The 26,504-nt window shown below is 69.7% G+C and carries 20 protein-coding genes and 1 riboswitch; of the genes, 8 read left to right on the top strand and 12 right to left on the bottom strand.

Going from position 1 to position 26,504, the window contains the following annotated elements:
- Positions 1-361 precede the first annotated feature (361 nt).
- Entirely contained in the window at positions 362-1,339 is a 978-nt protein-coding gene (rarD, locus tag ACIOKD_RS16780; RefSeq protein ID WP_402084338.1) for an EamA family transporter RarD, read from the top strand.
- Between the two features lie 68 nt (positions 1,340-1,407).
- Here rarD and ACIOKD_RS16785 read toward each other — a convergent pair whose 3' ends face one another.
- Together ACIOKD_RS16785 and ACIOKD_RS16790 are read right to left on the bottom strand one after the other, a co-directional pair.
- On the bottom strand, positions 1,408-2,640 hold the full coding sequence (locus ACIOKD_RS16785) for a 4-hydroxybenzoate 3-monooxygenase (protein WP_402083961.1): 1,233 nt from the start codon (positions 2,638-2,640) through the stop codon (positions 1,408-1,410).
- Between the two features lie 246 nt (positions 2,641-2,886).
- Positions 2,887-3,489 (bottom strand): CGNR zinc finger domain-containing protein, encoded by a 603-nt coding sequence (locus ACIOKD_RS16790; RefSeq protein WP_402084341.1) that lies wholly within the window; start codon positions 3,487-3,489, stop codon positions 2,887-2,889.
- Between the two features lie 37 nt (positions 3,490-3,526).
- Between ACIOKD_RS16790 and ACIOKD_RS16795 the strand changes: the two genes are divergently transcribed.
- From ACIOKD_RS16795 to ACIOKD_RS16805, 3 genes are all read left to right on the top strand, one after another.
- On the top strand, positions 3,527-4,027 hold the full coding sequence (locus ACIOKD_RS16795) for a VOC family protein (RefSeq protein WP_402083964.1): 501 nt from the start codon (positions 3,527-3,529) through the stop codon (positions 4,025-4,027).
- Positions 4,028-4,267: 240 nt separating this feature from the next.
- A complete protein-coding gene (locus ACIOKD_RS16800) occupies positions 4,268-5,209 on the top strand; it encodes a M28 family metallopeptidase (RefSeq protein ID WP_402083967.1) in 942 nt (313 codons plus the stop codon).
- Between the two features lie 142 nt (positions 5,210-5,351).
- Complete coding sequence (locus tag ACIOKD_RS16805) at positions 5,352-5,993, top strand: flavodoxin family protein (protein WP_402083970.1); 642 nt, start codon at positions 5,352-5,354, stop codon at positions 5,991-5,993.
- Between the two features lie 27 nt (positions 5,994-6,020).
- On the opposite strand, the gene ACIOKD_RS16810 is transcribed toward ACIOKD_RS16805, so the two are convergent.
- The 4 genes from ACIOKD_RS16810 to ACIOKD_RS16825 all read right to left on the bottom strand — a co-directional run bounded on the left by ACIOKD_RS16810 (position 6,021) and on the right by ACIOKD_RS16825 (position 10,654).
- Positions 6,021-6,935, bottom strand: a complete 915-nt coding sequence (locus ACIOKD_RS16810) for an ABC transporter permease (protein ID WP_402083973.1) — start codon at positions 6,933-6,935, stop codon at positions 6,021-6,023.
- A complete protein-coding gene (locus ACIOKD_RS16815; protein ID WP_402083975.1) occupies positions 6,922-7,923 on the bottom strand; it encodes an ABC transporter ATP-binding protein in 1,002 nt (333 codons plus the stop codon). The genes ACIOKD_RS16810 and ACIOKD_RS16815 overlap by 14 nt, the downstream gene beginning before the upstream one ends.
- Positions 7,924-7,987: 64 nt before the next feature.
- Positions 7,988-9,274: an outer membrane lipoprotein carrier protein LolA gene (locus ACIOKD_RS16820; RefSeq protein WP_402083978.1), complete on the bottom strand. Its 1,287-nt coding sequence runs from the start codon at positions 9,272-9,274 to the stop codon at positions 7,988-7,990.
- A 369-nt stretch (positions 9,275-9,643) separates the two neighbouring features.
- Entirely contained in the window at positions 9,644-10,654 is a 1,011-nt protein-coding gene (locus ACIOKD_RS16825; RefSeq protein ID WP_402083981.1) for a polyprenyl synthetase family protein, read from the bottom strand.
- A gap of 323 nt (positions 10,655-10,977) precedes the next feature.
- On the opposite strand from ACIOKD_RS16825, the gene ACIOKD_RS16830 reads away from it, so the two are divergent.
- The 3 genes from ACIOKD_RS16830 to ACIOKD_RS16840 all read left to right on the top strand — a co-directional run bounded on the left by ACIOKD_RS16830 (position 10,978) and on the right by ACIOKD_RS16840 (position 15,813).
- Positions 10,978-12,501 (top strand): peptide MFS transporter, encoded by a 1,524-nt coding sequence (locus ACIOKD_RS16830; RefSeq protein WP_402083983.1) that lies wholly within the window; start codon positions 10,978-10,980, stop codon positions 12,499-12,501.
- Between the two features lie 10 nt (positions 12,502-12,511).
- Positions 12,512-14,548 (top strand): CocE/NonD family hydrolase, encoded by a 2,037-nt coding sequence (locus ACIOKD_RS16835; RefSeq protein ID WP_402083985.1) that lies wholly within the window; start codon positions 12,512-12,514, stop codon positions 14,546-14,548.
- Between the two features lie 366 nt (positions 14,549-14,914).
- Positions 14,915-15,077: riboswitch (cyclic di-AMP (ydaO/yuaA leader) on the top strand.
- Positions 15,078-15,081: 4 nt separating this feature from the next.
- Complete coding sequence (locus ACIOKD_RS16840; protein ID WP_402083987.1) at positions 15,082-15,813, top strand: transglycosylase SLT domain-containing protein; 732 nt, start codon at positions 15,082-15,084, stop codon at positions 15,811-15,813.
- Here ACIOKD_RS16840 and ACIOKD_RS16845 read toward each other — a convergent pair.
- Together ACIOKD_RS16845 and ACIOKD_RS16850 are read right to left on the bottom strand one after the other, a co-directional pair.
- Positions 15,807-16,712, bottom strand: coding sequence for an HAD family hydrolase (locus ACIOKD_RS16845; RefSeq protein ID WP_402083989.1), 906 nt, complete (start codon positions 16,710-16,712; stop codon positions 15,807-15,809). The two genes, ACIOKD_RS16840 and ACIOKD_RS16845, sit on opposite strands and share 7 nt — an antisense overlap.
- 219 nt (positions 16,713-16,931) lie before the next feature.
- Positions 16,932-17,426 (bottom strand): hypothetical protein, encoded by a 495-nt coding sequence (locus tag ACIOKD_RS16850; protein ID WP_402083991.1) that lies wholly within the window; start codon positions 17,424-17,426, stop codon positions 16,932-16,934.
- Positions 17,427-17,635: 209 nt separating this feature from the next.
- Here ACIOKD_RS16850 and fahA point away from each other — a divergent pair, with 209 nt between their 5' ends.
- The gene (gene fahA / locus ACIOKD_RS16855; protein ID WP_402083993.1) at positions 17,636-18,910 is read left to right on the top strand and encodes a fumarylacetoacetase; all 1,275 of its coding nucleotides are present in this window, start codon (positions 17,636-17,638) and stop codon (positions 18,908-18,910) included.
- Between the two features lie 217 nt (positions 18,911-19,127).
- Here fahA and recQ read toward each other — a convergent pair whose 3' ends face one another.
- The 4 genes from recQ to nuoL all read right to left on the bottom strand — a co-directional run bounded on the left by recQ (position 19,128) and on the right by nuoL (position 26,504).
- Positions 19,128-21,152 (bottom strand): DNA helicase RecQ, encoded by a 2,025-nt coding sequence (gene recQ, locus ACIOKD_RS16860; protein ID WP_402084342.1) that lies wholly within the window; start codon positions 21,150-21,152, stop codon positions 19,128-19,130.
- A gap of 182 nt (positions 21,153-21,334) precedes the next feature.
- Positions 21,335-22,984, bottom strand: a complete 1,650-nt coding sequence (gene nuoN / locus ACIOKD_RS16865; RefSeq protein ID WP_402083995.1) for an NADH-quinone oxidoreductase subunit NuoN — start codon at positions 22,982-22,984, stop codon at positions 21,335-21,337.
- Entirely contained in the window at positions 22,981-24,552 is a 1,572-nt protein-coding gene (locus ACIOKD_RS16870) for an NADH-quinone oxidoreductase subunit M (protein ID WP_402083997.1), read from the bottom strand. The genes nuoN and ACIOKD_RS16870 overlap by 4 nt, the downstream gene beginning before the upstream one ends.
- A gap of 5 nt (positions 24,553-24,557) precedes the next feature.
- A complete protein-coding gene (gene nuoL, locus ACIOKD_RS16875) occupies positions 24,558-26,504 on the bottom strand; it encodes an NADH-quinone oxidoreductase subunit L (RefSeq protein ID WP_402084000.1) in 1,947 nt (648 codons plus the stop codon).

The following is a 26,504-nucleotide window of genomic DNA, read 5'->3' on the forward strand; positions in this document are numbered from 1 at the left end:
CGGTCCCGCTCCCTCTCGCGGTCCCGCACCCCGTCCCGCTTGGGACGTGCGCCCCCGCCTGTCATGACCGTATGGCGATACGGGCATGACGCGCGGGGGTTCTTGGCGCTACCTTCTTGGGGTTCTGGCTTGAGCGCGACTTCGGGCTTGAGCTTGCTTGTGCGCATGAGCTTGCTTGTGCGCTTGAGCTTGATTTCGGGCTTGAGCTTGATTTCGGGCTTGAGCTTGCGCTTGAGGCGAGAGAGAAGGAGGGGCCGTGCCGGTGGAGTCCAAGGGCGAACAGCACATAGGTCCGGACGCGGGTCCTGAGCCCAAGGGCGAACAGCGGATCGGTCTGCTGAACGGTTTCGCGGCCTACGGCATGTGGGGGCTCGTCCCCCTCTTCTGGCCGTTCCTCGAACCCGCGAGCGCCGGAGAGATCCTCGCCCACCGCATGGTCTGGTCCCTCGGTGTCGTACTGATCGCCCTCCTGGTGATGCGCCGCTGGTCCTGGGCCCTCCCGCTGCTGCGCCAGCCGCGCAAGCTGGGCCTGATCACCGTCGCGGCAGCCGTGATCACCGTCAACTGGGGCGTCTACATCTGGGCCGTGAACAGCGGCCACGTGGTGGAGGCGTCACTCGGTTACTTCATCAACCCCCTCGTCACCATCGCGATCGGAGTCCTGCTCCTCAAGGAGCGGCTGCGGCCCGCCCAGTGGGCGGCGGTCGGCACCGGTTTCGCCGCGGTGCTCGTCCTGACCGTCGGATACGGCCAGCCGCCGTGGATCTCCCTCTGTCTCGCCTTCTCCTTCGCCACGTACGGGCTGGTGAAGAAGAAGCTCAACCTCGGCGGCCTTGAGTCGCTGGCCGCGGAGACCGCCGTCCAGTTCCTGCCCGCGCTCGGCTATCTGGTGTGGCTGTCGGCCCAGGGCGACGCGACCTTCGGCGGTGAGGGCGCCGGGCACGCGGCGCTGCTGGCCGCGACCGGTGTGGTGACCGCCCTGCCGCTCGTGTGCTTCGGCGCGGCGGCGATCCGGGTTCCGCTGTCCACACTGGGCCTGCTGCAGTACCTGGCGCCCGTGCTGCAGTTCCTGCTCGGCATCCTGTACTTCCACGAGGCGATGCCCCCCGAGCGGTGGGCCGGGTTCGCCCTGGTGTGGGCCGCGCTGTCGCTGCTGACCTGGGATGCGCTGCGCACGGCCCACCGGTCGCGGACGGTCCTGCGGAACGCGGCGATCGCGGCGGCCTCGGCAACCGCGGAGGCGGCGACCGAGACGGCAACCGAGACGGCCGAAGCAAACGAGGCAACCGGGGCAACCGGGGCAACAGCCGGACAAGACCAGGTGAGCCAACGTCGGTAGCCGGTGCGTCAGTAGCCGGTGCGTCGGTAGCCGATACGCCGGTAGCCGATGCGTCAGTAATCGGTGCGTCAGTAGTCGGTGTCCTTGCCGAGGAACAGTTCGGCGAATCCGGCCGCGGCGGCCGGCGAGCCGAGAGTCCGCCGCATCCTCGCCCGCGCGATCCCCGCACGGAACGGATCGCCGGACGAGACACCGTGGTACACCTCGGACAGCCACTGGGAGAACTCCTGGTACTGCCACACGCGCCGCAGACACCTCTGCGAGTAGCCCCGCAGCCCGCTGTCGTCCCCCTTGCCGTAGTGGGCGACGAGCGCGTCGCCGAGCAGCAGGGAGTCGTGGATCGCGAGGTTCATGCCCTTCGCGCCGATGGGTGCGAGCAGGTGGGCCGAGTCCCCCACCAGGTACAGCCGCCCGTACGCCATCGGCTCCACCACGTAGTTGTGCATGGCCAGGACCCGCTTCTCGATCAGCTCGCCCTCGACGAGCGGCCGGGCCCCGTCCGCCGCGAGCCGTTCGTGCAGCTCGGACCAGACGCGGTCGTGCGACCAGTTCTCCGGGTCGTCGCCCGGCGGGCATTCCAGGTAGTAACGGGTGACCTGCGCACTGCGCGCCATGTGACCGGCGAACCCGCGCGGATGGATACCGAAGACCACGCAGTCGGAGGACGGGGGCGCCTCGGCGAGGAGCGCCAGCCAGCCGACGCCCAGGTCGTGCCGGGCGACCGTGACGTGCTCCGCCGGCATGTGGGCGCGGGTCACACCGCGCGCGCCGTCGCACCCCGCGACGAAGTCGCAGTCGAGCCGTACACGTTCACCCGTCTCCGGATCCGTGTACGCCACCGAGGGCCGGTCGGTGTCCGTCCCGGCCGGCTCGACGTCACGGACGCCGAACCGGATGTCGCCGCCGCGGACGTCCGCGTACTCACGCACCAGGTCGGTCACCAGGAGCGGCTGCGGATAGACGTAGTGCCGCTGCCCCGACACACCCGTGTACGGGAACCTGTGGCTCTCCCCCGCGAACCGGAACTCGCACTCGGTGTGCACCACCGTGTTCTGCAGCAGCCGGTCCGCGAGACCCCGCCCGTCCAGCGCGCGGACCGCCCACTCCTCCAGGAACCCCGCGCGCGGGCGCCGCTCGATGACTTGCCTGCTCTCGTTCTCCAGCACCACGCAGTCCACGGAGGCGGCCCGCAGGATGTTGGCCAGCGTGAGCCCGGCGGGACCGGCGCCCACGACGACGACGCGGGTGCGCTGTACGGAGACGGAGACGGAGACGGGGGAGGCAGGGGCGGCTGCGGTCATACGAACAGTATGGCGAGATCGGCCCCGAACCCCGGGTCCTCAAAGGCTGGACGGACTGAAAAGCACGCCGGACGGGCTGAAAGGTGGGGAGGGCGGGTTCACGGGCGCGGCAGGTGGATGAAAGGCAGGGGCGCAGCCCCGCTTCTCAGGGGCGCGGGGAACCGCGCGACCCGCCCCCACCGGGCCGGCACCGTGGACGAAACCCTCAGTCCCCCCTCAGTCCCCCTCAGCCTCCCTGAGTCCCCCTCAGTCCCCCTCAGCCCGTCGAGCCCGATGCGCCCGCACCTTGTGCAAGTTGCCGCAGTGCTCCATCGCGCACCAGCGCCGCCGCCCCGGCCGCGACGTGTCGACGAACAGCAGACCGCAGTTGTCCGACCCGCACTCCCGGAAGCGGTCCGCGTACGGCCCGGTGAGCAACTCGACCGCCTCACGCGCCACGGTGGCCAGCAACCGCGTCACCGTTGCCCCCGGCGCCCACCCGCGTGAACCGTCTGCCTCGACACGCGCGGCGAGCGGCGCCCCGGCCGCGGCGAGGTTGACGGCGTCGAGTTCACGGGCCCCCAGTGGCAGGCCATGGGCGCGGTCGGCGACGACCTGGAACAATGCGTCGCGCAGGACTCGCGTTTCCGCCAACTCCCCTTCCGTGACCGGCATTTCGAGCCCGCCCGGCAGACGGCTCCGCTCCACCCAGCGCAGCAGGTCCGCGGGCTCGTGCAGCGACTCGTAGCGCGCGAACTCCCCTGGCCCACCCGTGGTCAGCAGCTCCGTGCACAGCGCCCCGGCATCGAAGCGGTACCGCTTCCCCCCGTACGACACGAGAGTCAGTCCAGGCGATCTCGGCGATGTCATTGCAGGCCCGCTCACGTAACCACTATAACTGGTTACCATGACCCAGCCCTCCGCACCTCAGTCCGCGCCCGCGCCCGCCCCTGCGCCCGCGCCCCTGCACTGGAAGCTCGTCGTCGACACCGCGGACCCGCACGCCCAGGCCGACTTCTGGGGCGCCGCCCTCAACTACCTGGTGGAGGACCACAGTCCGCTGATCGAGCGCCTGCTGAGCGTCGGCGCCGCGCCCCCCGAGCTGGTCGTCGAGTCACACGGCCGCCATGCCTGGCGGGACGCGACCGGCGTACGGCACCCGCAGGACCCGTACGAGGAGGAGAGCGGGGTGGGGCTCGGGCGGCGGCTGCTGTTCCAGCGCGTGCCGGAGCCGAAGACCGTGAAGAACCGGCTGCACATCGACCTGCACGCCGAGGGCGGGAAACGGGAAGCGGAGGTCGCACGGCTGACGGGGCTCGGGGCGACAGTCGTCCACGAGGTGAAGGAACCCTCGGGCGAGTGGGTGGTGATGGCGGACCCGGAGGGCAACGAGTTCTGTCTGCACTGACGCTCTGACGCACTGACGCTCCGGTGACATACCGGTGGCACACCGGTGGCATATCGGTGGCACATCGGTGGCACATCGGTGGCACACCCGGGAGGTATCCAGGGGCATCCGGGAGGTATCCGCTATGCGAACGTGGCTGACCGGATTGCGCTCTTGACGGAACGTCAGCCTCAGCTTCACCATCAGGCACCCATTTCCGCAAGGAATCCAAGGAATCCAAAGGAATTCGGAGCCCCCCACATGAAGCTCTCCGTTCCCGGACGCGCCACGGGTGCCGCCGCCATGGCGATCGCCGCGTTGCTCACGACGAGCGCGATAGCCGACGCCGCGCCCGCGCGCGTGGCCGCCGCACCGGACATACCCGTGGCCAACGTCAAGGCCCATCTCACCCAACTGCAGTCCATCGCCACCGCCAACGGCGGCAACCGCGCCCACGGCCGCGCCGGCTACAAGGCCTCCCTCGACTACGTGAAGGCCAAGCTGGACGCGGCCGGTTTCACCACCGCCATCCAGCAGTTCACCTCCTCCGGCAGCACCGGCTACAACCTGATCGCCGACTGGCCCGGCGGCGACGCCAACCAGGTCGTCATGTCGGGCTCCCACCTCGACAGCGTCTCCTCGGGGCCCGGCATCAACGACAACGGCACCGGTTCGGCAGCCGTCCTGGAGGCCGCGCTCGCCGTGTCCCGGGCGCAGTACCAGCCCACAAAGCATCTGCGGTTCGCCTGGTGGGGGGCCGAGGAGCTGGGCATGGTCGGTTCGCGCTACTACGTCAACAGCCTCACCACCGCCAACCGCGCGAAGATCAGCGGCTATCTGAACTTCGACATGATCGGGTCGCCGAACCCCGGCTACTTCGTCTACGACGACGACCCGGCCATCGAGAAGACCTTCAAGGACTACTTCACCGGCCTCGGCGTCGCGACCGAGATCGAGACCGAGGGTGACGGACGCTCGGACCACGCCTACTTCAAGAGCGCGGGCATCCCCGTCGGCGGCCTCTTCACCGGCGCCAGCACCCGCAAGACCGCGGCGCAGGTGACCAAGTGGGGCGGCACGGCGGGCGTGGCGTTCGACCGCTGCTACCACTCCTCGTGCGACACGACGACGAACATCAACGACACCGCCCTGAACCGCAACAGCGACGCGCTCGCGTACGCGGTGTGGGAACTGTCGGAGTAACCGCCCGCCTCCGTTCGCAGCTCCTGAGGCAGACCGGCCCGTGAGACGGACCGGCCCGTTCACGGGGTAGCCGATGTCTGCATGCGTGTGCATATATTGCATGCGCGTGTAGTCATCGGACGCCCTACATGACGGAGCCCTCATGACCCGCCACTTCCTCTTCCTTCTGGGCAGCAGCCGCGACCACGGCAATACGGAGCTGCTGGCCCGCAGAGCCGCCGAACAGCTGCCCGCCGGTGTCACCCAGCGCTGGATCGATCTGGCCGAGCACCCCCTCCCCGACTTCGAGGACCTCCGCCACGACAGCGACCACGTCCGGCCGTCCGGCGACCACACGGCGGCGCTTCTCGACGCGACGCTCGCGGCGACCGACCTCGTCATCGCCTCACCGCTGTACTGGTACTCCGTGTCCGCGTCCACCAAGCGCTACCTCGACCACTGGTCGGGCTGGCTGCGCACCCCCGGCGTCGATTTCAAGAAGACGATGGCCGGACGCACCCTGTGGGGTGTCACCGCTTTCGCGCACGAGGAGGAAGAGGTCGCCGATCCTCTCGTCGGCACCCTCAACCACTCGGCCGCCTACCTGGGGATGCGCTTCGGCGGAGTCCTCCTCGGCAACGGCAGCAAGCCCGGGGACGTACTGAACGACTCCGGCGCCCTGGCCGCCGCCAAGACGTTCTTCGCCCAGGAACCCCCGCTGGCCCGCTTTCCCTACGAGGTCCCGGACGCGGTCCCGGACGAGGTCCCGGACGAGGTCCCGGACGCGGTTCCTTGTGAGAACTGAGCCGGCTTCGAGAGTCCGCGCCGCTCGCTACGCGGTGATGTCCTTCGCCGTGAACCGCGCCCAGGCCGCCGCGCCGAACACCGCCGCGTACAGCGCCTGCAGTTCCAGGTTCCGTATCAGGTCGTCCCAGTAGACGGGGTCGCGCATGAGGTCGGCGAAGGACAGCCAGTAGTGCGAGAAGATGTACGGCTGTATCGCGTGCAGTTGGGGGATCTGGTCGAGGATCTGCACCGTGATGAGCAGACCGACGGTCGTCGCCATCGCCGCGATCCCACTGTTCGTGAGGGTCGAGACGAACAGGCCCAGCGCCGCGATCCCGATCAGTGACGCGGCCACGATCAGCGCGATCAGCAGGGCCCGGCCCAGCCCCTCGCCGAAACTGATGCGCGTGCCGGAGATCGTCGTCAGCTCGCCCAGTGGGAACAGGAGCGCGCCGACGACGAGCGCCGAGGTCGCCACGACGAGGGTGGCGATGACACAGAAGGCCAGCGCGGTCGCGTACTTGGTGATCAGCAGGCGCGTACGCCCCGCCGGTGCGACCAGCAGATAGCGCAGCGTCCCCGCGTTCGCCTCGCCCGCGATCGCGTCACCCGCGATGACGCCGACCGCCATCGGCAGGAAGAACGGCAGCGTGGCGGCCAGCGCGGTGAACACCAGGAACAGTCCGTTGTTGGTGATCTGTGCGATGAACGCGGGCCCCTCGCCCCCGCCGCCTCCGGCGGACGACCCGTCGCTCGTCTCGATCTTGATCGCGATGCCGACCAGCACCGGCACCGCGGCGAGCACCCCGAGCAGTGCGATGGTCCGCCAGCGGCGGAGCGTGGTGCTCAGTTCGTTGCCCAGCAGCCCGAGAGTCCACAGCGGGCTCGGTGTCCGTCCCGGGGCGGCTCCATCGGTGCTCTTCTCCGTCGCCGACGGCTCTGCGGTCTCAGCCCGCGACATCGAAACCCTCCCCCGTGAGCGCCACGAACGCGTCCTCCAGCGAGGCCCGCTCGATCCCGAAGCCTCGGACGCGGACGCCCGCCGTGACCAGTGCCGCGTTCACCTCGGCGAGGTCGCGGTCCGGTGGATCGGCGCTCACCCGGTCCTCGGCGACCACGACGTCGCTCATGCCCTGTTCCTTCAGCACCCGGGCCGCGTCGCCCGGATCGGGTGTGGTCACGACGAGCCGGCTGCGCGCGCCCGCCGCGAGCTTTGCCACCGGCCCCTGGATGAGCAGTCTGCCCTGCGCCATCACCGCGGCGTGGGTGCAGACCTGCTCGATCTCGTCGAGCAGATGCGAGGAGAGGAACACGGTCGTGCCGTCCGAGGCGAGCTCACGGACCAGGGCGCGGATCTCACGCATCCCCTGCGGGTCGAGTCCGTTGGTCGGTTCGTCCAGCACGAGCAGCTTCCGGGGCTGCAGCAGCGCGGCCGCGAGCCCGAGCCGCTGCTTCATCCCCAGCGAGTAGGCCTTCGCCTTCTTGCCCGCTGCCGCGGTCAGTCCGACCCGGTCGAGCGCCATGGCCACGCGGGTACGCCGGGTGCGCGGGTCGGCGGCCGGGTCTGCGGAGTCGTACCGCAGGAGGTTGTCGCGGCCGGAGAGGAAGCCGTAGAGGGCGGGGCCCTCGATGAGCGCACCCACGTGCGGCAGCACGGTGCGCGTGGCGCGCGGCATGGGCCGGCCCAGGACGCGGGCCGTGCCGGAGGTCGGCTCGATCAGGCCCATCAGCATTCTGATGGTGGTCGTCTTCCCGGAGCCGTTCGGGCCGAGGAAGCCGAAGACGCTGCCCGCCGGGACGGCCAGGTCGAGGCCGTCGACGGCGAGCTGTCCACCGCGGTAGCGCTTGGTCAGCGCGCGGGTGGCGATCACGGTGTCACCCGTGTCACGTGGGTCCACCGTGCCGCCGTCACCCGTCGTGTCCCCGTCCGCGGTGGACAGTTCCGCCATCGACTCCCTCACTTCGCCTTGCCCTCGGGGAACCCCGCCATCAGCGGGCCGCCCGGTACGGGACCTACTTCGCCGCGTTGGCCGCCTTCACCAGCGCCTCCTTGGTGACCGCGCCGGCGTAGACCTTGCCGTCCTCCGTGATCAGCGCGTTGACCAGGCGGGTCGAGAAGACCGTGCCCGAGCCGAACTTGCCGCTCACCTGGTCGCCCAGCGAGTCCAGGAAGCGGCCCGCGTCGCCGCCACCGGACCCCTCCGACGGCAGGCCCTCGCCGCCGGTGTCGAACCGGGCGATGGAGGTCCAGCCCTCACCTATGACGTTCAGGCCCTGGAACTCCTTGCCGAGGTCCTCGCCGCTCTTGCCGCTCCCGGGACGTGCCTTGTCCCCCTTGCCCGCGTCACCCCTGCCCGCGTCACCCCTGCCCGCCGGGCCGTCGGACTTCAGCTCGTCGCCCTCGGTGACCTTCGCGCCCTTCGGCGGGCTGAAGTCGAAGGTGGAAGCGGCCGGCCTGGAGAAGTCGACCTTGGTGAAGCCCGCGTCGATGACGGCCGCGCCGCCGCTCGCCGGGGTGAGCGTGAACTTCAGCGGCAGGCCGGTCTTCGCGTCCACGGCGATGGAGATCGCGCCGACCGTCGAACCGGACTGCTTCGGTTTGATCAGCAGCTTGTAGGCGTCCCGCCCGGCGATCCGCGCCGTACCGTCGACGGTCACGGACGTCGTGTCGTCCGACGCCTTCAGCGCCTCCTCGGCCAGCTCCCCGGGCGTGGCCGGCACGTCCTCGGACCTGTCCTTCGTCCCCTTCTCCGCGGAGTCGGAGGAACCGGCGGAGCCGTCCTTCATGTGGTACGCCTCGTTCGACGCGCTGTCGTACGCCCATACCTCGTCGCCGTTGTGGATCACGCTGTACTCGGCGGCCTTGTCGAGGAGCGACAGCTTCTGCTTGTCCTCGCCGTCGGACGCGACCCGCAGTGTGTGCGTACCGGACGCCAGTTCCATCAGCTTGGACGACGGGTCCGCGGACGAGCCCGAGTCGTCGCGCCCGCCGCCCGCGACACCGCCGAGGCTGCTCTCCAGGCCGCCGAGGTCCGGCAGGCCGAGGTCCGTGCTGATCTTCACCGTGCCGGACAGCTGCTGTACGTCCGAAGCGGCGATCTTCTCGATGAGCTGCTGGGCGCTGACCTTCGGCAGGTCGGGGTCGCCGGAGCCCGCGAACGCCGGGACCAGCCCGATGGTCGCCGCCGCCACCCCCACCACCGCGACGGGAACGACATATCGCGCGGCTTTCTGCCTGCCGCCGCGCCTGTCGTCCGCCTCGTCCTCGGTCGTGCTGTCGTCGGATCCGTACGGTGCCATGTGTGCCCTACCTCCGTTGTCGGCGGCGGCTAACCGTCCACGCACTCGTCCACCCTGGCCGCCATTGTCACCCGAACTGCTGTGAAGTGGTGTGTCCCATCTGACCAAATCGGTCGGCCGAAAGCGTCAGACCTCGGAGCCAACTCCGTGTACACCTGGGGTATGACATGGGTGGACGGCGCCTCCACCGACCCGTAGGGGTCGTACTCGGGGACGCCGTCCGTGTAACTCGCCGAGGCGCGACGAAACCCTTCGCCTGCCCTCGGCCGCCTTCCTGTCTCCTCGCCTACCGGTTCTCCTCGCCTACCGGTTCTCTACGCCTACCGGTTCACGAGTGCCTCTTCGTTCACCGGTGCACGAAGCCGCAGCTCAGCCCGCGCGGTGCACCACCGCGTCGCACAGCTCCACCAGAGCCGCCTTCGCGTCGCACTCCGGGAGCGGCGCCAGCGTGGCGCGGGCGTCCTCCGCGTACCGCACGGTGTCGCGGCGGGCCTGGTCCAGCGCGGGGTGGACGCGTAGCCTGGCCAGCGCCTCCGCGTGCCGTGCGTCGTCCGTCAGGTCGGAGGCGAGCAGTTCGGAGAGGGCGATGTCCTCGGCCAGTCCCAGTCGCTCGACGCGCTCGCGCAGCCGCAGGACGGGCATCGTAGGAATGCCCTCACGCAGATCGGTGCCCGGCGTCTTGCCGGACTCGCGCGAGTCGCTCGCGATGTCCAGCACGTCGTCGGCGAGCTGGAAGGCGACGCCGAGCCGCTCTCCGTACTGCGTCAGCACATCGACGACCGTCTCGTCGGCGCCCGACATCATCGCGCCGAACCGGCCGGCCACGGCGATCAGGGAGCCGGTCTTGCCGCCGAGCACGTCCATGTAGTGGTCGACGGGGTCGCGTCCGTCGCGCGGTCCGGCCGTCTCCAGGATCTGGCCGGTGACCAGCCGTTCGAACGCCTCCGCCTGGACGCGTACGGCCTCGGGGCCCAGATCGGCCAAGATGTGCGAGGCGCGCGCGAAGAGGAAGTCGCCGGTGAGGACCGCGACCGAGTTGTCCCAGCGGCTGTTGGCGCTGGGCACGCCGCGGCGCACGTCCGCCTCGTCCATCACGTCGTCGTGGTAAAGCGTGGCGAGGTGGGTCAGCTCGACGACGACCGCCGAGGGCACGATCCCCGGCGCGTACGGATCACCGAACCGGGCGGCGAGCATCACGAGCAGCGGGCGGAACCGCTTGCCGCCCGCGCGCACGAGGTGCTGCGCGGCTTCCGTGATGAACGGGACCTCGCTCTTGGTCGCTTCGAGCAGTCCCTCCTCGACAGCCGCCAGTCCGGCCTGGACATCGGCTTCGAGAGCCTGGTCCCGCACGCTCAGCCCGAACGGCCCGACGACGGTCACGAGGGTCTCCTGTCTGCTGACGCTCTCAACGGCGGTCTCTGGATGTTCTGGGTGTGCTCTGTGCTGTGGGTGTTTGTCGATGTGTCGCTGCTGGCACTCAAGTCAGCGTATCCGGTCGTCTTTCGATCACGATGAGCGCCCGCCCGTCACCCGCCACCACCCCGCCGGACACATTCCGGCTGATCCCTTTTGCACCTTCGGCCGGGCCGGGCGGTATCGGACCGTGGTAGGTATGTTCGTGATCTGCCGGTATGGCAGACAACTGACTGATACCTCCTGGAAGAGGATGGCTTTTCAGGAAGTGGTGCGGGAGATGGTGGATCTTGTCCCACAGTGCGATCGAGACCGGTTCCGCACCCGATCCGGAGCCCGGGGGCGAACCCCCGGACCCCGCCGACGACCACACCTTCTTCGACCAGCCCAGAGGTCTGCTCACCCTCTCCGGACTGGAGGTCTGGGAGCGCTTCTCCTTCTTGGGGATGCAGGCGATCCTCGTCCTGTACTTCGCGGACACGGTCGCCCACGGAGGCATGGGCATGTCCGCCGGAACGGCCGCCTCCGTCTCTGCCGCGTACGGAACGCTGGTCTATCTGGTCTCGGTGGCCGGCGGCTGGCTCGCCGACCGGGTCCTCGGCTCGTACCGGGCGGTCCTGTGGGGCGGCGTCCTGATCGCCTGTGGCCACTACGCGATGGCGGTGCCCACCGCGGCGGCGACCTGGGCGGGTCTCGGCCTGATCAGCGCCGGGACGGGCCTGCTGAAGCCCAACGTCGCCACCATGGTCGGCAAGCTCTACCGCACCGACGACGAACGCCGTGACGCCGGTTTCGCGCTCTACTACATGGCCATCAACACGGGCGCCTTCGCGGGCCCGCTGATCACCGGCTGGCTGGGCGACCACCGGGGCTGGCACTGGGGCTTCTCCGCGGCGGCCGTCGGAATGACCCTCGGCCTGATCCAGTACGTGGCGGGCCGCCGTCACCTGGCCGGGCGCGGACGGGCGGCCGAGTTCGCGCTGCCGCCCCGCGCGATGCGCCGCGCGGTCCGTCTGATCGTCCTGGGGCTCCTGGTGGCGGCGGTTCTCGCGGTCCTGTCGGCCCTCTCCGGAGTGCTGACCATGGACCGCTTCGTGGACCTGCTGACGCTGATCTCGGTGATCGCGCCGGTGGTGTACTTCGCGGTGATGTTCAGGAGTCCGCGGGTGACGCCCGGGGAACGGGGCCGGATGCGCCCGTACATCGTCCTGTTCCTGGCGTCCACGGTCTTCAACTTCATCCTCTTCCAGGCGTACTCGACGATGATCCTGCTGGCCGCCTCGAACGCCGAGACGACGATCCTCGGCTTCGACTTCCCCGCCGGCTGGTACGCGTCCGCCCTGGGCGCCTTCGAGGTCGCGCTCGCCCCCGTGGTGGCCGCGCTGTGGGTGCGGATGGGGCACCGCCAGCCGCACGCCTCCAACAAGATCGCGTTCGGCGTGGTGCTCGGAGGGCTGTCGTTCCTGCTGATGGTGCTGCCGACCTCGGGCCACGACGGCGACGACTACCTGATGTCCGTCTGGTGGATCGTCGCCTCGTACTTCCTGCTGGGGCTCGGCGACATCCTCCTGGAGACCTCCGGCATGTCGGCCACCACGAAGCTCGCCCCGATGGCCTTCGCCAGCCAGACGATGTCCCTCTGGTTCCTCTCCCTGGCCCTCGCCAACGGCATCCAGGCCCAGACCGTGAAGCTCTACGACGACGTCTCCAAGCCCGCGTACTTCGGCGTCAACGGCTCGATCGCCGTGGCCGCCGGTCTGCTCGTGATCGCCGCGGCGCCCTGGCTGCGCCGCACGATGCACCCCGTCCACTGAGGTGACACCCATGCGCATCCGTACGTCCTTCCCCTACGAGACGTTTCACGAGGACATCCGCGTTCCCCTCACGGACGGAACCAAGCTCTACGCGCGCGTGTGGCGTCCGCTCACCGACGAACCCGTACCGGCCCTGCTCGAATATCTCCCGTACCGGCTGACCGACTGGACCGCCCCGCGCGACTGGCAGCGCCACCCCTGGTACGCGGGCCACGGCTACGCCTCCGTGCGCGTGGACGTGCGCGGACACGGCAACTCCGAGGGCCTGCCGGGCGACGAGTACGCGACGACGGAGCTGGCCGACGGGGTCGAGGTCGTCGACTGGCTCGCCGCACAGCCCTGGTGCTCCGGCAGGGTCGGCATGTTCGGCATCTCCTGGGGCGGCTTCAACTCCCTCCAGATCGCGGCTCTCGCGCCCGAGCCGCTCAAGGCGGTCGTCACGGTCTGCTCGTCGGACGACCGCTACGACAACGACGTGCACTACATGGGTGGTTCCGTACTCGCCGTCGACATGCACGCGTGGGCGGCGACCATGCTCGCGTTCGTGTCGCGCCCACCGGATCCGGCCTACGTGGGCGAGTCCTGGCGCGACCTGTGGGTGGAACGACTGGAGTCGGTCGATCCGTTCCTGCACACCTGGCTCGCCCACCAGACGAGGGACGAGCAGTGGCGCCACGGCAGCGTGTGCGAGGACTACTCGGCGATCCGCGCGGCCGTGCTCGCGGTCGGCGGCTGGCACGACCCGTACCGGGACACCGTGCTGCGGCTCGTGGAACACCTCCCGCCGGACCGCGTACGGGGCCTGATCGGGCCCTGGTCGCACCAGTACCCCGACCGGGGACTGCCGCCGGGACCGGCGATCGGCTTCCTTCAGGAGACGCTGCGCTGGTGGGACCACTGGCTGAAGGACACCGAAACCGGAGTCGGCACCGGCTCCGGCACCGGCACCGGCACCGGCACCGGGGTGATGTCCGAACCGCTCCTGCGCTCGTACGTCAGCGACTCGCACCCTCCCGCGACGGTGTACCCGGTGCTGCCCGGCCGCTGGGTCGGTGACCCCGCCTGGCCCTCTCCCCTGGTCGCCCACGTCCCGTACGCGCTCCAGGGTGCTCCTGTGGTGGTGCGCTCCCCCCAGCACACCGGGCTGGACGCCGGCCGCTTCTTCCCCTTCGGCAACGAGGCGGACCTGCCGCCGGACCAGCGGGAGGAGGACGCGCGGTCGGTGTGCTTCGAGTTCGACGTCCAGGAAGAGACCTGGGTACTGGGCCGCCCGCGCGTGCGCCTGAGGCTCACCTCGCCGGTGATGCGTGGACAAGTAGTGGCCCGTCTGTGCGACGTGGCCCCCGACGGCTCCTCGACCCTGGTCACCCGAGGCGTCCTGAACCTGACAGCCCGTCACGGTCGTGACCAGGTGGTTCTCTGGAAACCGGGCTCTACGGAGGAGGTGCTTTTCGAGCTGAACGGCATCGGCCACGCCTTCCCTCCGGGCCATCGCATCCGGCTCGCGGTCTCCTCCGCGTACTGGCCGTGGATCTGGCCCCAGCCTGGCTCGGAGGCGGGCTTCACCCTCACTCCGTCGGGGAGCGCGCTGGAACTCCCGCTCCGCGCACAGGAGTCGGACCCCTCCATCGTGTTCGAGGAACCGGAACAGTCGGCTCCGCTGGGCGTGAACTTCCCCGCCACACTGGACGAGCCGCGCCCAGAACGCCTCGTGGTCCGCGATGTGGCCAAGGGTGAATGGCGCCTGGAAGTCGATCCGCGGTACGGCGGCACCCGCGTCTATCCGGACGGCCTCGAATTCACCGAGGACGCGTTGGAGACGTACACGATCAATGAGTCCGACCCGTTGTCGGCACGCACGCGGTCCGACTGGTCCGTCCGGCTGCACCGGCCGGACATGCCGTGGGACGCGAGCGTCGAGACGCGCTCCGAAATCAGTTGCGACGAGACGGACTTCATCACGGCGAACGAAGTGATCTGCAAGGACGGCGACGAAGTGGTGTTCCACCGCACCTGGGAGAAACGCATTCCGCGCACGGCGGGATGAGTCGGGACGGGTTCGCGTACTCCTGCAACCACCCACGGCGACCGGTACCCGGCATCCGGTATCCGGCTACCCGGCATCCGACATGGCGGCACTCGCAGAACGCTGCGTATCACCTTTTTTATGGACATCGGGCACCGGTGCCAGTGAATTGGGTCACGCCCACCCGAAGTGATCGTTTTGTCGAGCCGGTCGATTTCCCTTTACAGAAGCCAAGTTGAACTTTGCCTTCCGTTTTGATCAAGCGATATTCGTCCGACAAGGCAGTTCATGGCCGTCGCTGTGCGAATTCGGGGCTTGTTCACAACATGTGCTCTCGCATACGTTCACGTCACTCCGGACGGAACGCCTAATCCTGCCGCCGCCCGGAAATCCCAGTCACCCATTCACTCGCGTACGGCAGGAGCGGGGGACCCAGGTAAGCCGCCGGTCCGGATATCGGAACGGCTAGGGGTCAAGTCGCGCCCACCACGCGGCCGGGCATCTCCCGCCCGAACCCGACAGCTCACCTCGCAGGCGCCGGAGAGGAATTCGCCATGCCCGCACGAGGCAAGCACCGCCGCCCCAGAAACAGCGCCCTCACCCGTGGCATCGTCGCCGCCGGGACGGGCGGAGCCGCACTCGCGCTCCCCCTCGTGGGGGCCACCGGCGCCCAGGCCGCCCCGAACGCGGTCCCGCAGGTCTCGCTGGTCACCTACAAGGTGGTCGAGGGCGACACCCTGACCAAGATCGCCAAGTCGCACACCACGGGCGACTGGAAGAAGCTCTACAAGGCCAACCGCGCGGTCATCGGCGACGACCCGGCGGTCATCCGGCCGGGCCTCAAGCTCACCGTGGGCACGAAGAACGGCCAGACCTCGGCCAAGACCGCCAAGACCGCCAAGGCAGCCACGACGTCCAAGGCGTCCACGGCCTCCGCCGTCACCCCGGCCTCCGCGACGACCTACACGGACGACCTCGACGGCTGGATCAAGCAGTCCCTGGACGTCATGGCCCAGCAGGGCATACCGGGCACCTACGACGGCATCTACCGCAACATCATCCGCGAGTCGTCGGGCAATCCGCAGGCCATGAACAACTGGGACTCCAACGCGGTCGCCGGTACGCCGTCGAAGGGGCTTCTGCAGGTCATCGACCCGACCTTCTCGGCGTACCACGTGACCGGTACGTCGCTGGACCCGTTCGACCCGGTCGCCAACATCACGGCGGCGTGCAACTACGCCGCCGCGCGCTACGGCTCGATCGACAACGTCTTCGGCGCCTACTGACCGACCCGTCGGCCGACCCGGGGGCCCGTCCCCCGGTCGGTCCGGTCGGTCCGGTCGGTCCGGTCGGTCCGGTCGGTCCGGTCGGTCCGGTCGGTGGGGAACATGCGCTCCAGGACCACCGCGATACCGTCGTCCTCGTTCGAGAGAGTGATCTCGTCGGCCACGGACTTGAGTTCGGGATGCGCGTTGGCCATCGCGACCCCGCGCGCGGCCCAGTCGAACATGGGGATGTCGTTCGGCATGTCTCCGAAGGCGATGGTCTGCGCCGACGTGAGGCCCAGCCGGGCGGCGGCGAGCGCGAGGCCCGTCGCCTTCGTGATGCCGCATGGCTGGAGTTCGACGGTGCCGGGCCCTGACATCGTCACGGTGGCGAGGGAACCGACCGCTCCACGGGCGGCGGACGCCAACTCGTCGTCGGAGAGCAGGGGATGACGCAGCAGCACCTTGCTGATGGGCTGATTCCAGAGGTCGTCGCGCCGCAGCACCCGTACCGCCGGAAGCGTCGGGTGGGGCATCTCGTAACCCGGCTCGATGAGCGTGAGACCGTCGACCCCGTCCTGGTCGACGGCCGCGTACACCTCGCCGACCTCCGCCTCGATCTTGCCGAGAGCCACCTCGGCCAGCTCTCGTTCGAGCGTGACGGACCACACCATGCGGTCCGCGCCGGCGTCGTACAACTGCGCGCCCTGTCCGCACACCGCGAGACCCTGGCTGCCGAGTTCGTCCAGCAGCGGCCGTACGCGCGGGGCGGGGCGCCCCGTCACCACGAGGTGTCGGGCGCCTGCCCCGACCGCCATCGCCAGCGCCGCGCGCGACCGGTCCGAGAAGGTGTCGTCGCCGCGCAGCAGCGTCCCGTCCAGGTCAGTGGCGATGAGTGAATATGCAATCGGTGGGGCCATGATCAGAGAATACGGATCGAATCCCCCAGCGACTCGACGGGAACCGGACGTCGTCCGGCACCTCGACCACCCCACGCGTCATCGCAGGCCCCTGCAGACCCCTGGAGTTCAGGCCGATCCCATGACATATCGGCCACTCCGCCGACCCGATTCACGCCCCCTTCCCGACCGCCCGCGTGCGCCCGCGCGCTCCCACCGAGTGCGTTCGCGCCCCCGAGTTCAGCGGTGCCGTGCCGCCGGATGCCGAACCAGCCGTGGCGGGGCGAACGCCGTCCCGCACACGAACCGCATCACCGGACCGTACGAGCCGGCCGTGCCGCAGCTCATGGCCGAGTAAGTCCGTCGCGGCGGGGTCGACGCGGTAGCCGGTGGCGGTGACGATGCGGTCCGCGCACAGTTCTCGACGCGGCCACCGAAGGTCCGGACGGTGCGGGTCCGGACGGTGCGGGTCGGCCGCTCGGCCGCTTCCTTGGTGGCGCGGGCGAGGGAGTGGCCGCCTCCCGAGGGCAGATGACGGTACGGGCGCGGGTGGTAGGTGAGGGCCCACAACGACCAGGTCCGGCCGAAGGGTGACCCGGCCTGCAGCAATGGCTGCTGCCACGGGGGCGCGCCGAAGTCGACAGACCCCTTTCCGCGCGCCACCACGCGCACCTGTGCGCCCGTCTCGGCGGCGAGCGCCGCCACCTCCAGGGCGGGCCGGCCCACGCCGACCACGATCAGTCACCTGCCCGAACCGCTGCCGGAACCACTCCCGGTACGACTCCGGAGGCGCCACCTCCAGTCTCGGTACTCCGTGCTACACGCTCCACGCTCCATGGAGCCCGTGCAGTCCCTGCTGGCCGATCAGGCAATGAGACACTCCCCACGGGCGGCGCCTCCCCGTAACGTGTGCTCCACCCACACGGAAAGCGAGGCAGCACCCCATGCCCCCCTTCGATGTCCCCGAGGGCGATCCCTTCGGCCCGCACAATCTTCCGTACGGCGTCTTCTCCCTGAACAACTCTCCGGACGGCTCTCCGGACGGCTCTTCGGACAGCTCTTCGGGCGGCCCCGGTCGCCGGAGTGTGGGCGTCCGGCTGGGCGACCACGTTCTGGACGCGGGGGCCGCCGCGGTGGAACTGGGCTCCCCGTACGCCGCCCTGCTCGCCCGTCCCACGCTCAACCCGCTGCTCGCGGCCGGGCGCACGGCGTGGTCGGACGTCCGGCGGGCGCTGACCGCCTGGGTGACGGTGCCCGCCCACCGCGAGACCGTCGCCCCCCTGATCCACCCCCTCTCCGAGGTGACCCTCCATCTCCCCTTCGAGGTCGCCGACTACGTCGACTTCTACGCCTCCGAGAACCACGCCCGTAACGTCGGCCAGATCTTCCGACCCGACGCCGAGGACTCCCTCACCCCGAACTGGAAGCATCTGCCCATCGGTTACCACGGCCGGTCGGGCACGGTGGTGGTCTCCGGGACCGACGTCGTACGCCCCGCGGGCCAGCGCAAGGCCCCGGCGGACCCGGCGCCGGTCTTCGGCCCGTCCGTCCGGCTGGACATCGAGGCGGAGGTCGGCTTCGTCGTCGGCACGCCCTCCCCGATGGGCACGCCGGTGCCGCTGGGCGACTTCCGCGACCACGTCTTCGGGCTCTGCCTCCTCAACGACTGGTCCGCGCGCGACCTCCAGGCCTGGGAGTACGTTCCTCTCGGACCCTTCCTCGGCAAGTCCTTCGCCACGTCGGTGTCGGCCTGGATCACGCCGCTCGACGCGCTGGAGGACGCCCGGGTCGCGCCTCCGGCGCGCACGCACCCTCTCCTCCCCTACCTGGACGACACATCCGGGGACGCCTCGGAGGACCCGGGCGGCTACGACCTGCGCATCTCCGTCGCCGTCAACGGGCATGTGGTGTCCGAGCCGCCGTTCTCCACGATGTACTGGACGGCTGCCCAGCAGTTGGCCCACATGACCGTGAACGGGGCCTCGCTGCGTACGGGCGATCTGTACGGGTCGGGGACCGTGAGCGGGGCCTCCGGCAGGGAGCTTGGCTCGCTTCTGGAACTGACCTGGAACGGTCGGGACGCTCTTGAACTTCCCTTCGGCAAGCGGACGTTCCTGGAGGACGGGGATGTCGTGACGCTGACCGCGTGGGCGCCGGGGCCGCACGGCACGCGGGTGGGTCTCGGTGAGGTGACCGGGCGCGTCACGCCGGGCGCCTAGCCGTTCGCCTGCGGGCGGTCGCCTGCGGGCGGTCGCCCCGGTGGGGTGCGCCGGCACCGGGGTTCACTGACACGGGGGTGTGCTGAGCCGCAGGCCGGTGGGGGCTTGCCGCGCAGTTCCCCGCGCCCCTGGGAGGGCTTGAGGCTTGCGGCCGTGTGTCAGGTGCGGGCCCGTGAGGGCTGAGCGCGCAGTTCCCCGCGCCCCTGGGGGGCGCCCCCTACATCCAGTCCTCCGGTTCCGGTTCCGGTTCCATCTCCGGCCAGTGCAGGTCCGGGTCGCCGGTGCTTCGGTGTTGCGGCCTCGGTTCAGGGGCCGGGCCGTCGCCGCTCCCCGAACCCTTCGGTGCCACGGTGGGCCGTTCCAGGGCGGCGAGGACCCCGACCACGCCCTCTCCGTACGTCGCGAGTTTCTTCTCGCCGATGCCACTGATGCCGCCCAGCTCCGGGACGGAGGCGGGCCACAGCGTGGCGATCTCCCGCAGGGTCGCGTCGTGGAAGATGACGTACGCCGGGACTCCCTGCTCCTTGGCCTGCCCGGCACGCCAGGTGCGCAGGGCCTCGAAGGCGGGGAGCAGTTCGGAGGGCATCTCGGCCGCCGCGGCCGCCGCCTTGGCCTTGCGCTCGGCCCGGCCGGAACCGGACGAGGCGGCGGAGCCCCGCGAGGACACCGGCTTCGGCTGCTCCTTGCGCAGCGGTACCTCCCGCTCGCGCCGCAGCACGGTCTCGCTCGCCTCGGTCAGTACCAGCGTCCCGTACGCGCCCTCGACCGCGAGGAGGCCCTGGGCCAGCATCTGCCGGACGACACCGCGCCACGCGCCCTCGTCCAGCTCCTCGCCGATACCGAAGACGGACAGCTGGTCGTGGTCGAACTGGATGACCTTGGCCGTCTTGCGCCCGAGCAGGATGTCGACGATCTGGATGGCCCCGAACTTCTGCCCCCGCTCGCGCTGCAGCCGCACCACGGTGGACAGCACCTTCTGGGCCGCGACCGTGCCGTCCCAGGTCTCGGGCGGGGCCAGGCAGGTGTCGCAGTTCCCGCACGCCTCCGCCACGTCGTCCTGGCCGAAGTAGGCGAGCAGCTGGCCGCGCCGGCACTGGGCGGTCTCGCACAGCGCGAGCATCGCTTCGAGATGCGCGGCCGCCCGGCGGCGGAACGCCTCGTCGCCCTCGCTCGACTGGATCATCTTGCGCTGCTGTATGACGTCGTTGAGGCCGTAGGCCATCCAGGCCGTGGACGGCATTCCGTCGCGGCCCGCGCGGCCCGTCTCCTGGTAGTAGCCCTCAACGGACTTGGGCAGGTCCAGGTGAGCGACGAACCGGACGTCCGGCTTGTCGATGCCCATGCCGAAGGCGATGGTCGCGCACACCACCAGACCGTCCTCGCGCAGGAACCGCGACTGGTGGGCGGCGCGCATGCCCGAGTCGAGGCCCGCGTGGTAGGGCACCGCCGCGATGCCGTTGCGGGCGAGGAACTCGGCCGTCTTCTCGACCGAGTTGCGCGACAGGCAGTACACGATGCCCGCGTCGCCCGCGTGCTCCTCCTGGAGGAAGGCCAGCAACTGCTTCTTGGGGTCGGCCTTCGGCACGATCCGGTACTGGATGTTGGGCCGGTCGAAACTGGCCTCGAAGTGGCGGGCGTCCGGCATGCCCAGCCGCTCGGTGATCTCCCGGTGCGTCGCGTGCGTGGCCGTCGCGGTCAGCGCGATGCGCGGTACGTCCGGCCAGCGCTCGCCCAGCAGGGAGAGCGAGAGGTAGTCGGGGCGGAAGTCGTGACCCCACTGGGACACGCAGTGCGCCTCGTCGATGGCGAAGACGGAGATGTTGCCGCGCTTGAGGAGGTCGAGGGTGGACTCCAGGCGCAGTCGCTCCGGCGCGAGGTAGATCAGGTCGAGCTCGCCCGCGAGGAACTCGGCCTCGACCGTGCGCCGCTCGTCGAAGTTCTGCGTGGAGTTCATGAACCCGGCGCGCACGCCGAGCGCCCGCAGCGCGTCCACCTGGTCCTGCATCAGCGCGATGAGCGGGGAGACCACCACACCCGTGCCGGGTCTGACCAGGGCCGGAATCTGGTAGCAGAGCGACTTTCCGCCGCCCGTGGGCATGAGGACGACCGCGTCCCCGCCGCTCACCACATGCTCGATGACGGCTTCCTGCTCACCTCGGAAGGCCTCGTAACCGAAGACCCTGTGGAGCGTTGCGAGCGCTTCGCTCTCCGCCACCTCTGTCATCACACCCGTCCCGCCCATCGTCCCGTCCCCCGTATGTCGCACCTCGACCACTGCGTCCACGATAGGGGTCCGCACCGACAGCATCGGAGTTATCCACAGGCTGCGACCGAGTATCTGCGGAACGCGCATGCCGAACCGTCCCGGCGAACGGCGTGGGCCCCGGTTCCGTACGGAACCGGGGCCCACGACTCACCAGGCCCTCAGCGGACGAAGACGCCCGCCTGCCCCGCCAGGTCGAGGAAGTACTGTGGCGCCACACCGAGTACCAGCGTGACCGCCACGCCCACCGCGATGGCCGTCATCGTCAGGGGCGACGGCACGGCGACCGTGGGCCCCTCAGGACGCGGCTCGCTGAAGAACATCAGCACGATCACGCGGATGTAGAAGAACGCCGCGATGGCCGACGAGATCACACCGACCACGACCAGCGCGCCCGCGCCGCCCTCGGCCGCCGCCTTGAACACGGCGAACTTGCCCGCGAAGCCGGAGGTCAGCGGGATGCCCGCGAAAGCCAGCAGGTAGACGGCGAACACGGCCGCCACCAGTGGTGACCTGCGTCCCAGGCCGGCCCACTTGGACAGGTGCGTGGCCTCACCGCCCGCGTCGCGGACGAGGGTGACCACCGCGAACGCGCCGATCGTCACGAACGAGTAGGCGCCCAGATAGAAGAGCACCGACGACACACCGTCCGGTGTCATCGCGATGACACCCGCGAGGATGAATCCCGCGTGCGCGATCGACGAGTACGCGAGGAGCCGTTTGATGTCGGTCTGGGTGATCGCGACGATCGCACCGCCCAGCATGGTGACGACCGCGACGCCCATCATCACCGGCCGCCAGTCCCAGCGCAGGCCCGGCAGGACGACGTACAGCAGTCGCAGCAGCGCGCCGAAGGCGGCCACCTTGGTGGCGGCGGCCATGAAGCCGGTCACCGGGGTCGGCGCGCCCTGGTAGACGTCCGGGGTCCACATGTGGAACGGCACGGCGCCGACCTTGAACAGCAGGCCCATGACGACCATCGCGGCGCCGATGAGCAGCAGCGCGTCATTGCCCATGGTGTCGGCGAGCGCCGGGTTCACCGTCTCGACCGTGCCGTCGACGACCTGTGCGATCGTCGCGTACGACACGGAGCCGGCGTAGCCGTAGAGCAGGGCGATGCCGAAGAGGGTGAACGCGGAGGCGAACGCGCCGAGCAGGAAGTACTTGACCGCGGCCTCCTGCGACATGATCCGCTTGCGGCGGGCCACGGCGCACAGCAGGTAGAGCGGCAGCGAGAAGACCTCCAGCGCGATGAAGAGGGTCAGCAGGTCGTTCGCCGCCGGGAAGACGAGCATGCCGCCGATGGCGAAGAGCAGCAGCGGGAACACCTCCGTGGTGGTGAATCCCGCCTTGACCGCGGCCTTCTCGCTGTCGCTGCCCGGCACGGAGGCTGCCTGTGCGGCGAACGAGTCGACGCGGTTGCCGTGTGCCACGGGATCGAGTCGCCGTTCGGCGAACGTGAACACGCCCAGTACGCCGGCCAGCAGGATGACGCCCTGAAGGAAGAGCGCGGGCCCGTCGACCGCGACGGCGCCCATCGCGGCGATACCGGCCTTCGTGGTGCCGTATCCGCTCGCCGCGAGGGCGACCACCGCGGCGAACGCGGCGGCGAGAGCGACGACGGACACGAAGATCTGCACGTAGTAGCGGGACCTGCGGGGCACGAAGGCCTCGACCAGGATGCCGATGACCGCCGCTCCGATGACGATCAGGGTGGGCGACAGCTGCCCGTACTCGATGTTCGGCGCGTCGATCCTCTGGATCGGATCGGCCGCCGTTGTCCACAGGCTGTGGACGGCTGTTGCGCTCACTTGGCGGCCTCCACCTCGGGCTTGGGGTCCTTCTTGTGTACGTCGGACATGGTCTGTTCGACCGCCGGGTTGACGATGTCGGTGAGGGGCTTCGGGTAGACGCCGAGGAAGATCAACAGGGCGATCAGCGGGGCGACCACCGCGAGCTCCCGCACCCTGAGGTCGGGCATGGCCGAGACCTCGGGCTTCACCGGGCCCGTCATCGTCCGCTGGTAGAGGACGAGCGTGTAGAGCGCGGCGAGGACGATGCCGAAGGTGGCGATGATCCCGATCACCGGGTAGCGCGCGAAGGTGCCCACCAGGACCAGGAACTCACTCACGAACGGCGCGAGCCCCGGCAACGACAGCGTCGCCAGGCTGCCGATCAGGAAGGTGCCCGCGAGCACCGGGGCGACTTTCTGCACCCCTCCGTAGTCGGCGATCAGACGCGAGCCGCGCCGTGTGATCAGGAACCCGGCCACCAGCATCAGCGCGGCGGTCGAGATCCCGTGGTTGACCATGTAGAGCGTCGCGCCCGACTGCCCCTGGCTGGTCATCGCGAAGATGCCCATGATGATGAACCCGAAGTGGGAGATCGACGCGTACGCCACCAGACGCTTGATGTCCCGCTGGCCGACCGCGAGCAGCGCCCCGTAGATGATGCTGATCAGGGCGAGGACGAGGATCGCGGGCGTCGCCCACTTCGAGGCCTCCGGGAAGAGCTGGAGGCAGTAGCGGAGCATCGCGAAGGTGCCGACCTTGTCGACCACCGCGGTGATCAGTACGGCGACCGGGGCGGTGGACTCCCCCATGGCGTTGGGCAGCCAGGTGTGGAGCGGCCACAGGGGCGCCTTCACCGCGAAGGCGAGGAAGAAGCCCAGGAACAGCCATCGTTCGGTGTTGGTCGCCATGTCCAGCGAGCCGTTGGCCCGGGCCTCGGCGATCTCCTGGAGCGAGAAGTTCCCCGCCACCACGTAGAGGCCGATCACGGCGGCCAGCATGATCAGGCCGCCGGCCAGGTTGTAGAGGAGGAACTTCACGGCGGCGTACGAACGCTGTGCCGCCGCGTGTTCGTCCGAGCCCGCGTGGGCGCGGTCCCCGAAGCCGCCGATGAGGAAGTACATCGGGATGAGCATGGCTTCGAAGAAGATGTAGAAGAGGAAGACGTCGGTGGCTTCGAAGGAGATGATCACCATCGCCTCGACGCCGAGGATCAGGGCGAAGAAGCCCTGGGTCGGCCGCCACCGGCTGCTGTGGGTCTCCAGCGGGTCGGCGTCGTGCCAGCCCGCGAGGATGATGAACGGGATCAGCAGGGCGGTCAGCGCGATCAGCGCCACCGCGATGCCGTCCACGCCCAGCTCGTAACGCACCCCGAAGTCCTTGATCCAGGAGTGCGATTCGGTGAGCTGGTAGCGGTCGCCGTCGGGGTCGAAGCGGACCAGGACGACGACGGCGAGGGCCAGGGTGGCGAGCGAGACGAGCAGCGCCAGCCATTTGGCCGCAGTGCGGCGGGCGGCCGGCACGGCGGCCGTGGCGATCGCCCCGATCGCCGGGAGCAGCGCCGTCGCTGTCAGCAGAGGAAAGGACATCGGTATCAGACCGCCCTCATCAGCAGGGTCGCGGCGATGAGGATCGCCGCACCGCCGAACATCGAGACGGCGTACGAGCGCGCGTAGCCGTTCTGCAGCTTGCGGAGCCGTCCGGACAGACCGCCCATCGAGGCCGCCGTGCCGTTGACGACCCCGTCGACCAGGGTGTGGTCGACGTACACCAGGGAGCGCGTGAGGTGCTCGCCGCCGCGCACCAGGACGACGTGGTTGAAGTCGTCCTGGAGGAGGTCGCGCCGGGCGGCCCTGGTGAGCAGGGAGCCGCGCGGGGCGACGACTGGGACGGGACGGCGCCCGTACTGGAGGTAGGCGAGGCCGACGCCGATGACGAGCACGACCATGGTGGAGAGGGTGACGGTGGTCGCGCCGATCGGCGGGTGTCCGTGCGCGTGCTCGGTGACGGGCTCCAGCCAGTGCAGGAAGCGGTCGCCGATGCCGAAGAAGCCACCCGCGAAGACCGATCCGAAGGCCAGCACGATCATGGGGATCGTCATGGACTTCGGCGACTCGTGCGGATGCGGTTCCGCATGTGCGCCCTGGTGCTCGGCGGCCGGTTCCACGTCCGACTCGGCCGGGGAAGCGGTGGGTCGGTTCCTCCAACGCTCCTCTCCGAAGAACGTCATCAGCATCACGCGCGTCATGTAGAACGCGGTGAGGGCCGCTCCCAGCAGGGCCACGCCGCCGAGGATCCAGCCCTCGGTGCCGCCCTTGGCGAAGGCGGCCTCGATGATCTTGTCCTTGGAGAAGAAACCGGACAGGCCCGGGAAACCGATGATGGCGAGGTAGCCGAGGCCGAAGGTCACGAAGGTGACCGGCATGTGCTTGCGCAGGCCGCCGTACTTCCGCATGTCGACCTCGTCGTTCATGCCGTGCATGACCGAACCGGCGCCGAGGAAGAGCCCGGCCTTGAAGAAGCCGTGCGTCACCAAGTGCATGATCGCGAAGACGTACCCGATCGGGCCGAGGCCCGCCGCGAGGATCATGTAGCCGATCTGCGACATGGTCGAACCGGCGAGCGCCTTCTTGATGTCGTCCTTGGCGCAACCGACGATCGCACCGAAGAGAAGCGTGACCGCTCCGACGACGGTGGTGACCAGCTGGGCGTCCGGCGCGGCGTTGAAGATCGCCCCGGAGCGGACGATCAGGTACACACCCGCGGTCACCATGGTCGCGGCGTGGATGAGGGCCGAGACCGGGGTCGGGCCCTCCATCGCGTCCCCGAGCCAGGACTGCAGCGGCACCTGGGCGGACTTGCCGCACGCGGCGAGCAGCAGCATGAGCCCGATGGCGGTGAGCTTGCCCTCGCCCGTCTCGTTGGTGGCCTCCAGGACCGGCCCGAAGGCGAAGGTCCCGAAGGTGGTGAACATCAGCATGATGGCGATCGAGAGGCCCATGTCGCCGACGCGGTTGACCAGGAAGGCCTTCTTCGCGGCGGTCGCGGCACTGGGCTTGTGCTGCCAGAAGCCGATGAGCAGGTACGAGGCGAGGCCCACGCCCTCCCAGCCGACGTACAGCAGCAGGTAGTTGTCGGCGAGGACGAGCAGCAGCATCGCCGCGAGGAACAGGTTCAGATAGCCGAAGAAGCGGCGGCGGCGCTCGTCGTGCTCCATGTACCCGATCGAGTACACATGGATGAGCGAGCCGACGCCGGTGATCAGCAGCACGAACGTCATCGACAGCTGGTCGAGCTGGAAGGCGACGTCCGCCTGGAAGCCCTCGACGGGGATCCAGCTGAACAGGTGCTGCGCGAGGGCCCGGTGCTCCTCGTCCCTGCCCAGCATGTCGGCGAAGAGGATCGCGCCGATCACGAAGGAGGCGGACGCGAGGGCCGTGCCGATCCAGTGGCCGACGGCATCGAGCCGCCTGCCGCCGCACAGCAGTACGACCGCTCCGAGCAGAGGCGCTGCCACCAGCAGCGCAATCAGATTCTCCAC

This window comes from Streptomyces sp. NPDC087844 (genome assembly GCF_044742785.1).
Lineage (GTDB): Bacteria > Actinomycetota > Actinomycetes > Streptomycetales > Streptomycetaceae > Streptomyces.

Bases quoted from the DNA above. Each gene is read 5' to 3' on its own strand.
- rarD (WP_402084338.1), top strand. From the start codon at position 362: ATGTGGGGGCTCGTCCCCCTCTTCTGGCCGTTCCTCGAACCCGCGAGC.
- ACIOKD_RS16785 (WP_402083961.1), bottom strand. From the start codon at position 2,640: ATGACCGCAGCCGCCCCTGCCTCCCCCGTCTCCGTCTCCGTCTCCGTA.
- ACIOKD_RS16790 (WP_402084341.1), bottom strand. From the start codon at position 3,489: ATGACATCGCCGAGATCGCCTGGACTGACTCTCGTGTCGTACGGGGGG.
- ACIOKD_RS16795 (WP_402083964.1), top strand. From the start codon at position 3,527: ATGACCCAGCCCTCCGCACCTCAGTCCGCGCCCGCGCCCGCCCCTGCG.
- ACIOKD_RS16800 (WP_402083967.1), top strand. From the start codon at position 4,268: ATGAAGCTCTCCGTTCCCGGACGCGCCACGGGTGCCGCCGCCATGGCG.
- ACIOKD_RS16805 (WP_402083970.1), top strand. From the start codon at position 5,352: ATGACCCGCCACTTCCTCTTCCTTCTGGGCAGCAGCCGCGACCACGGC.
- ACIOKD_RS16810 (WP_402083973.1), bottom strand. From the start codon at position 6,935: ATGTCGCGGGCTGAGACCGCAGAGCCGTCGGCGACGGAGAAGAGCACC.
- ACIOKD_RS16815 (WP_402083975.1), bottom strand. From the start codon at position 7,923: ATGGCGGAACTGTCCACCGCGGACGGGGACACGACGGGTGACGGCGGC.
- ACIOKD_RS16820 (WP_402083978.1), bottom strand. From the start codon at position 9,274: ATGGCACCGTACGGATCCGACGACAGCACGACCGAGGACGAGGCGGAC.
- ACIOKD_RS16835 (WP_402083985.1), top strand. From the start codon at position 12,512: ATGCGCATCCGTACGTCCTTCCCCTACGAGACGTTTCACGAGGACATC.
- ACIOKD_RS16840 (WP_402083987.1), top strand. From the start codon at position 15,082: ATGCCCGCACGAGGCAAGCACCGCCGCCCCAGAAACAGCGCCCTCACC.
- ACIOKD_RS16845 (WP_402083989.1), bottom strand. From the start codon at position 16,712: ATGGCCCCACCGATTGCATATTCACTCATCGCCACTGACCTGGACGGG.
- fahA (WP_402083993.1), top strand. From the start codon at position 17,636: ATGCCCCCCTTCGATGTCCCCGAGGGCGATCCCTTCGGCCCGCACAAT.
- recQ (WP_402084342.1), bottom strand. From the start codon at position 21,152: ATGGGCGGGACGGGTGTGATGACAGAGGTGGCGGAGAGCGAAGCGCTC.
- ACIOKD_RS16870 (WP_402083997.1), bottom strand. From the start codon at position 24,552: ATGTCCTTTCCTCTGCTGACAGCGACGGCGCTGCTCCCGGCGATCGGG.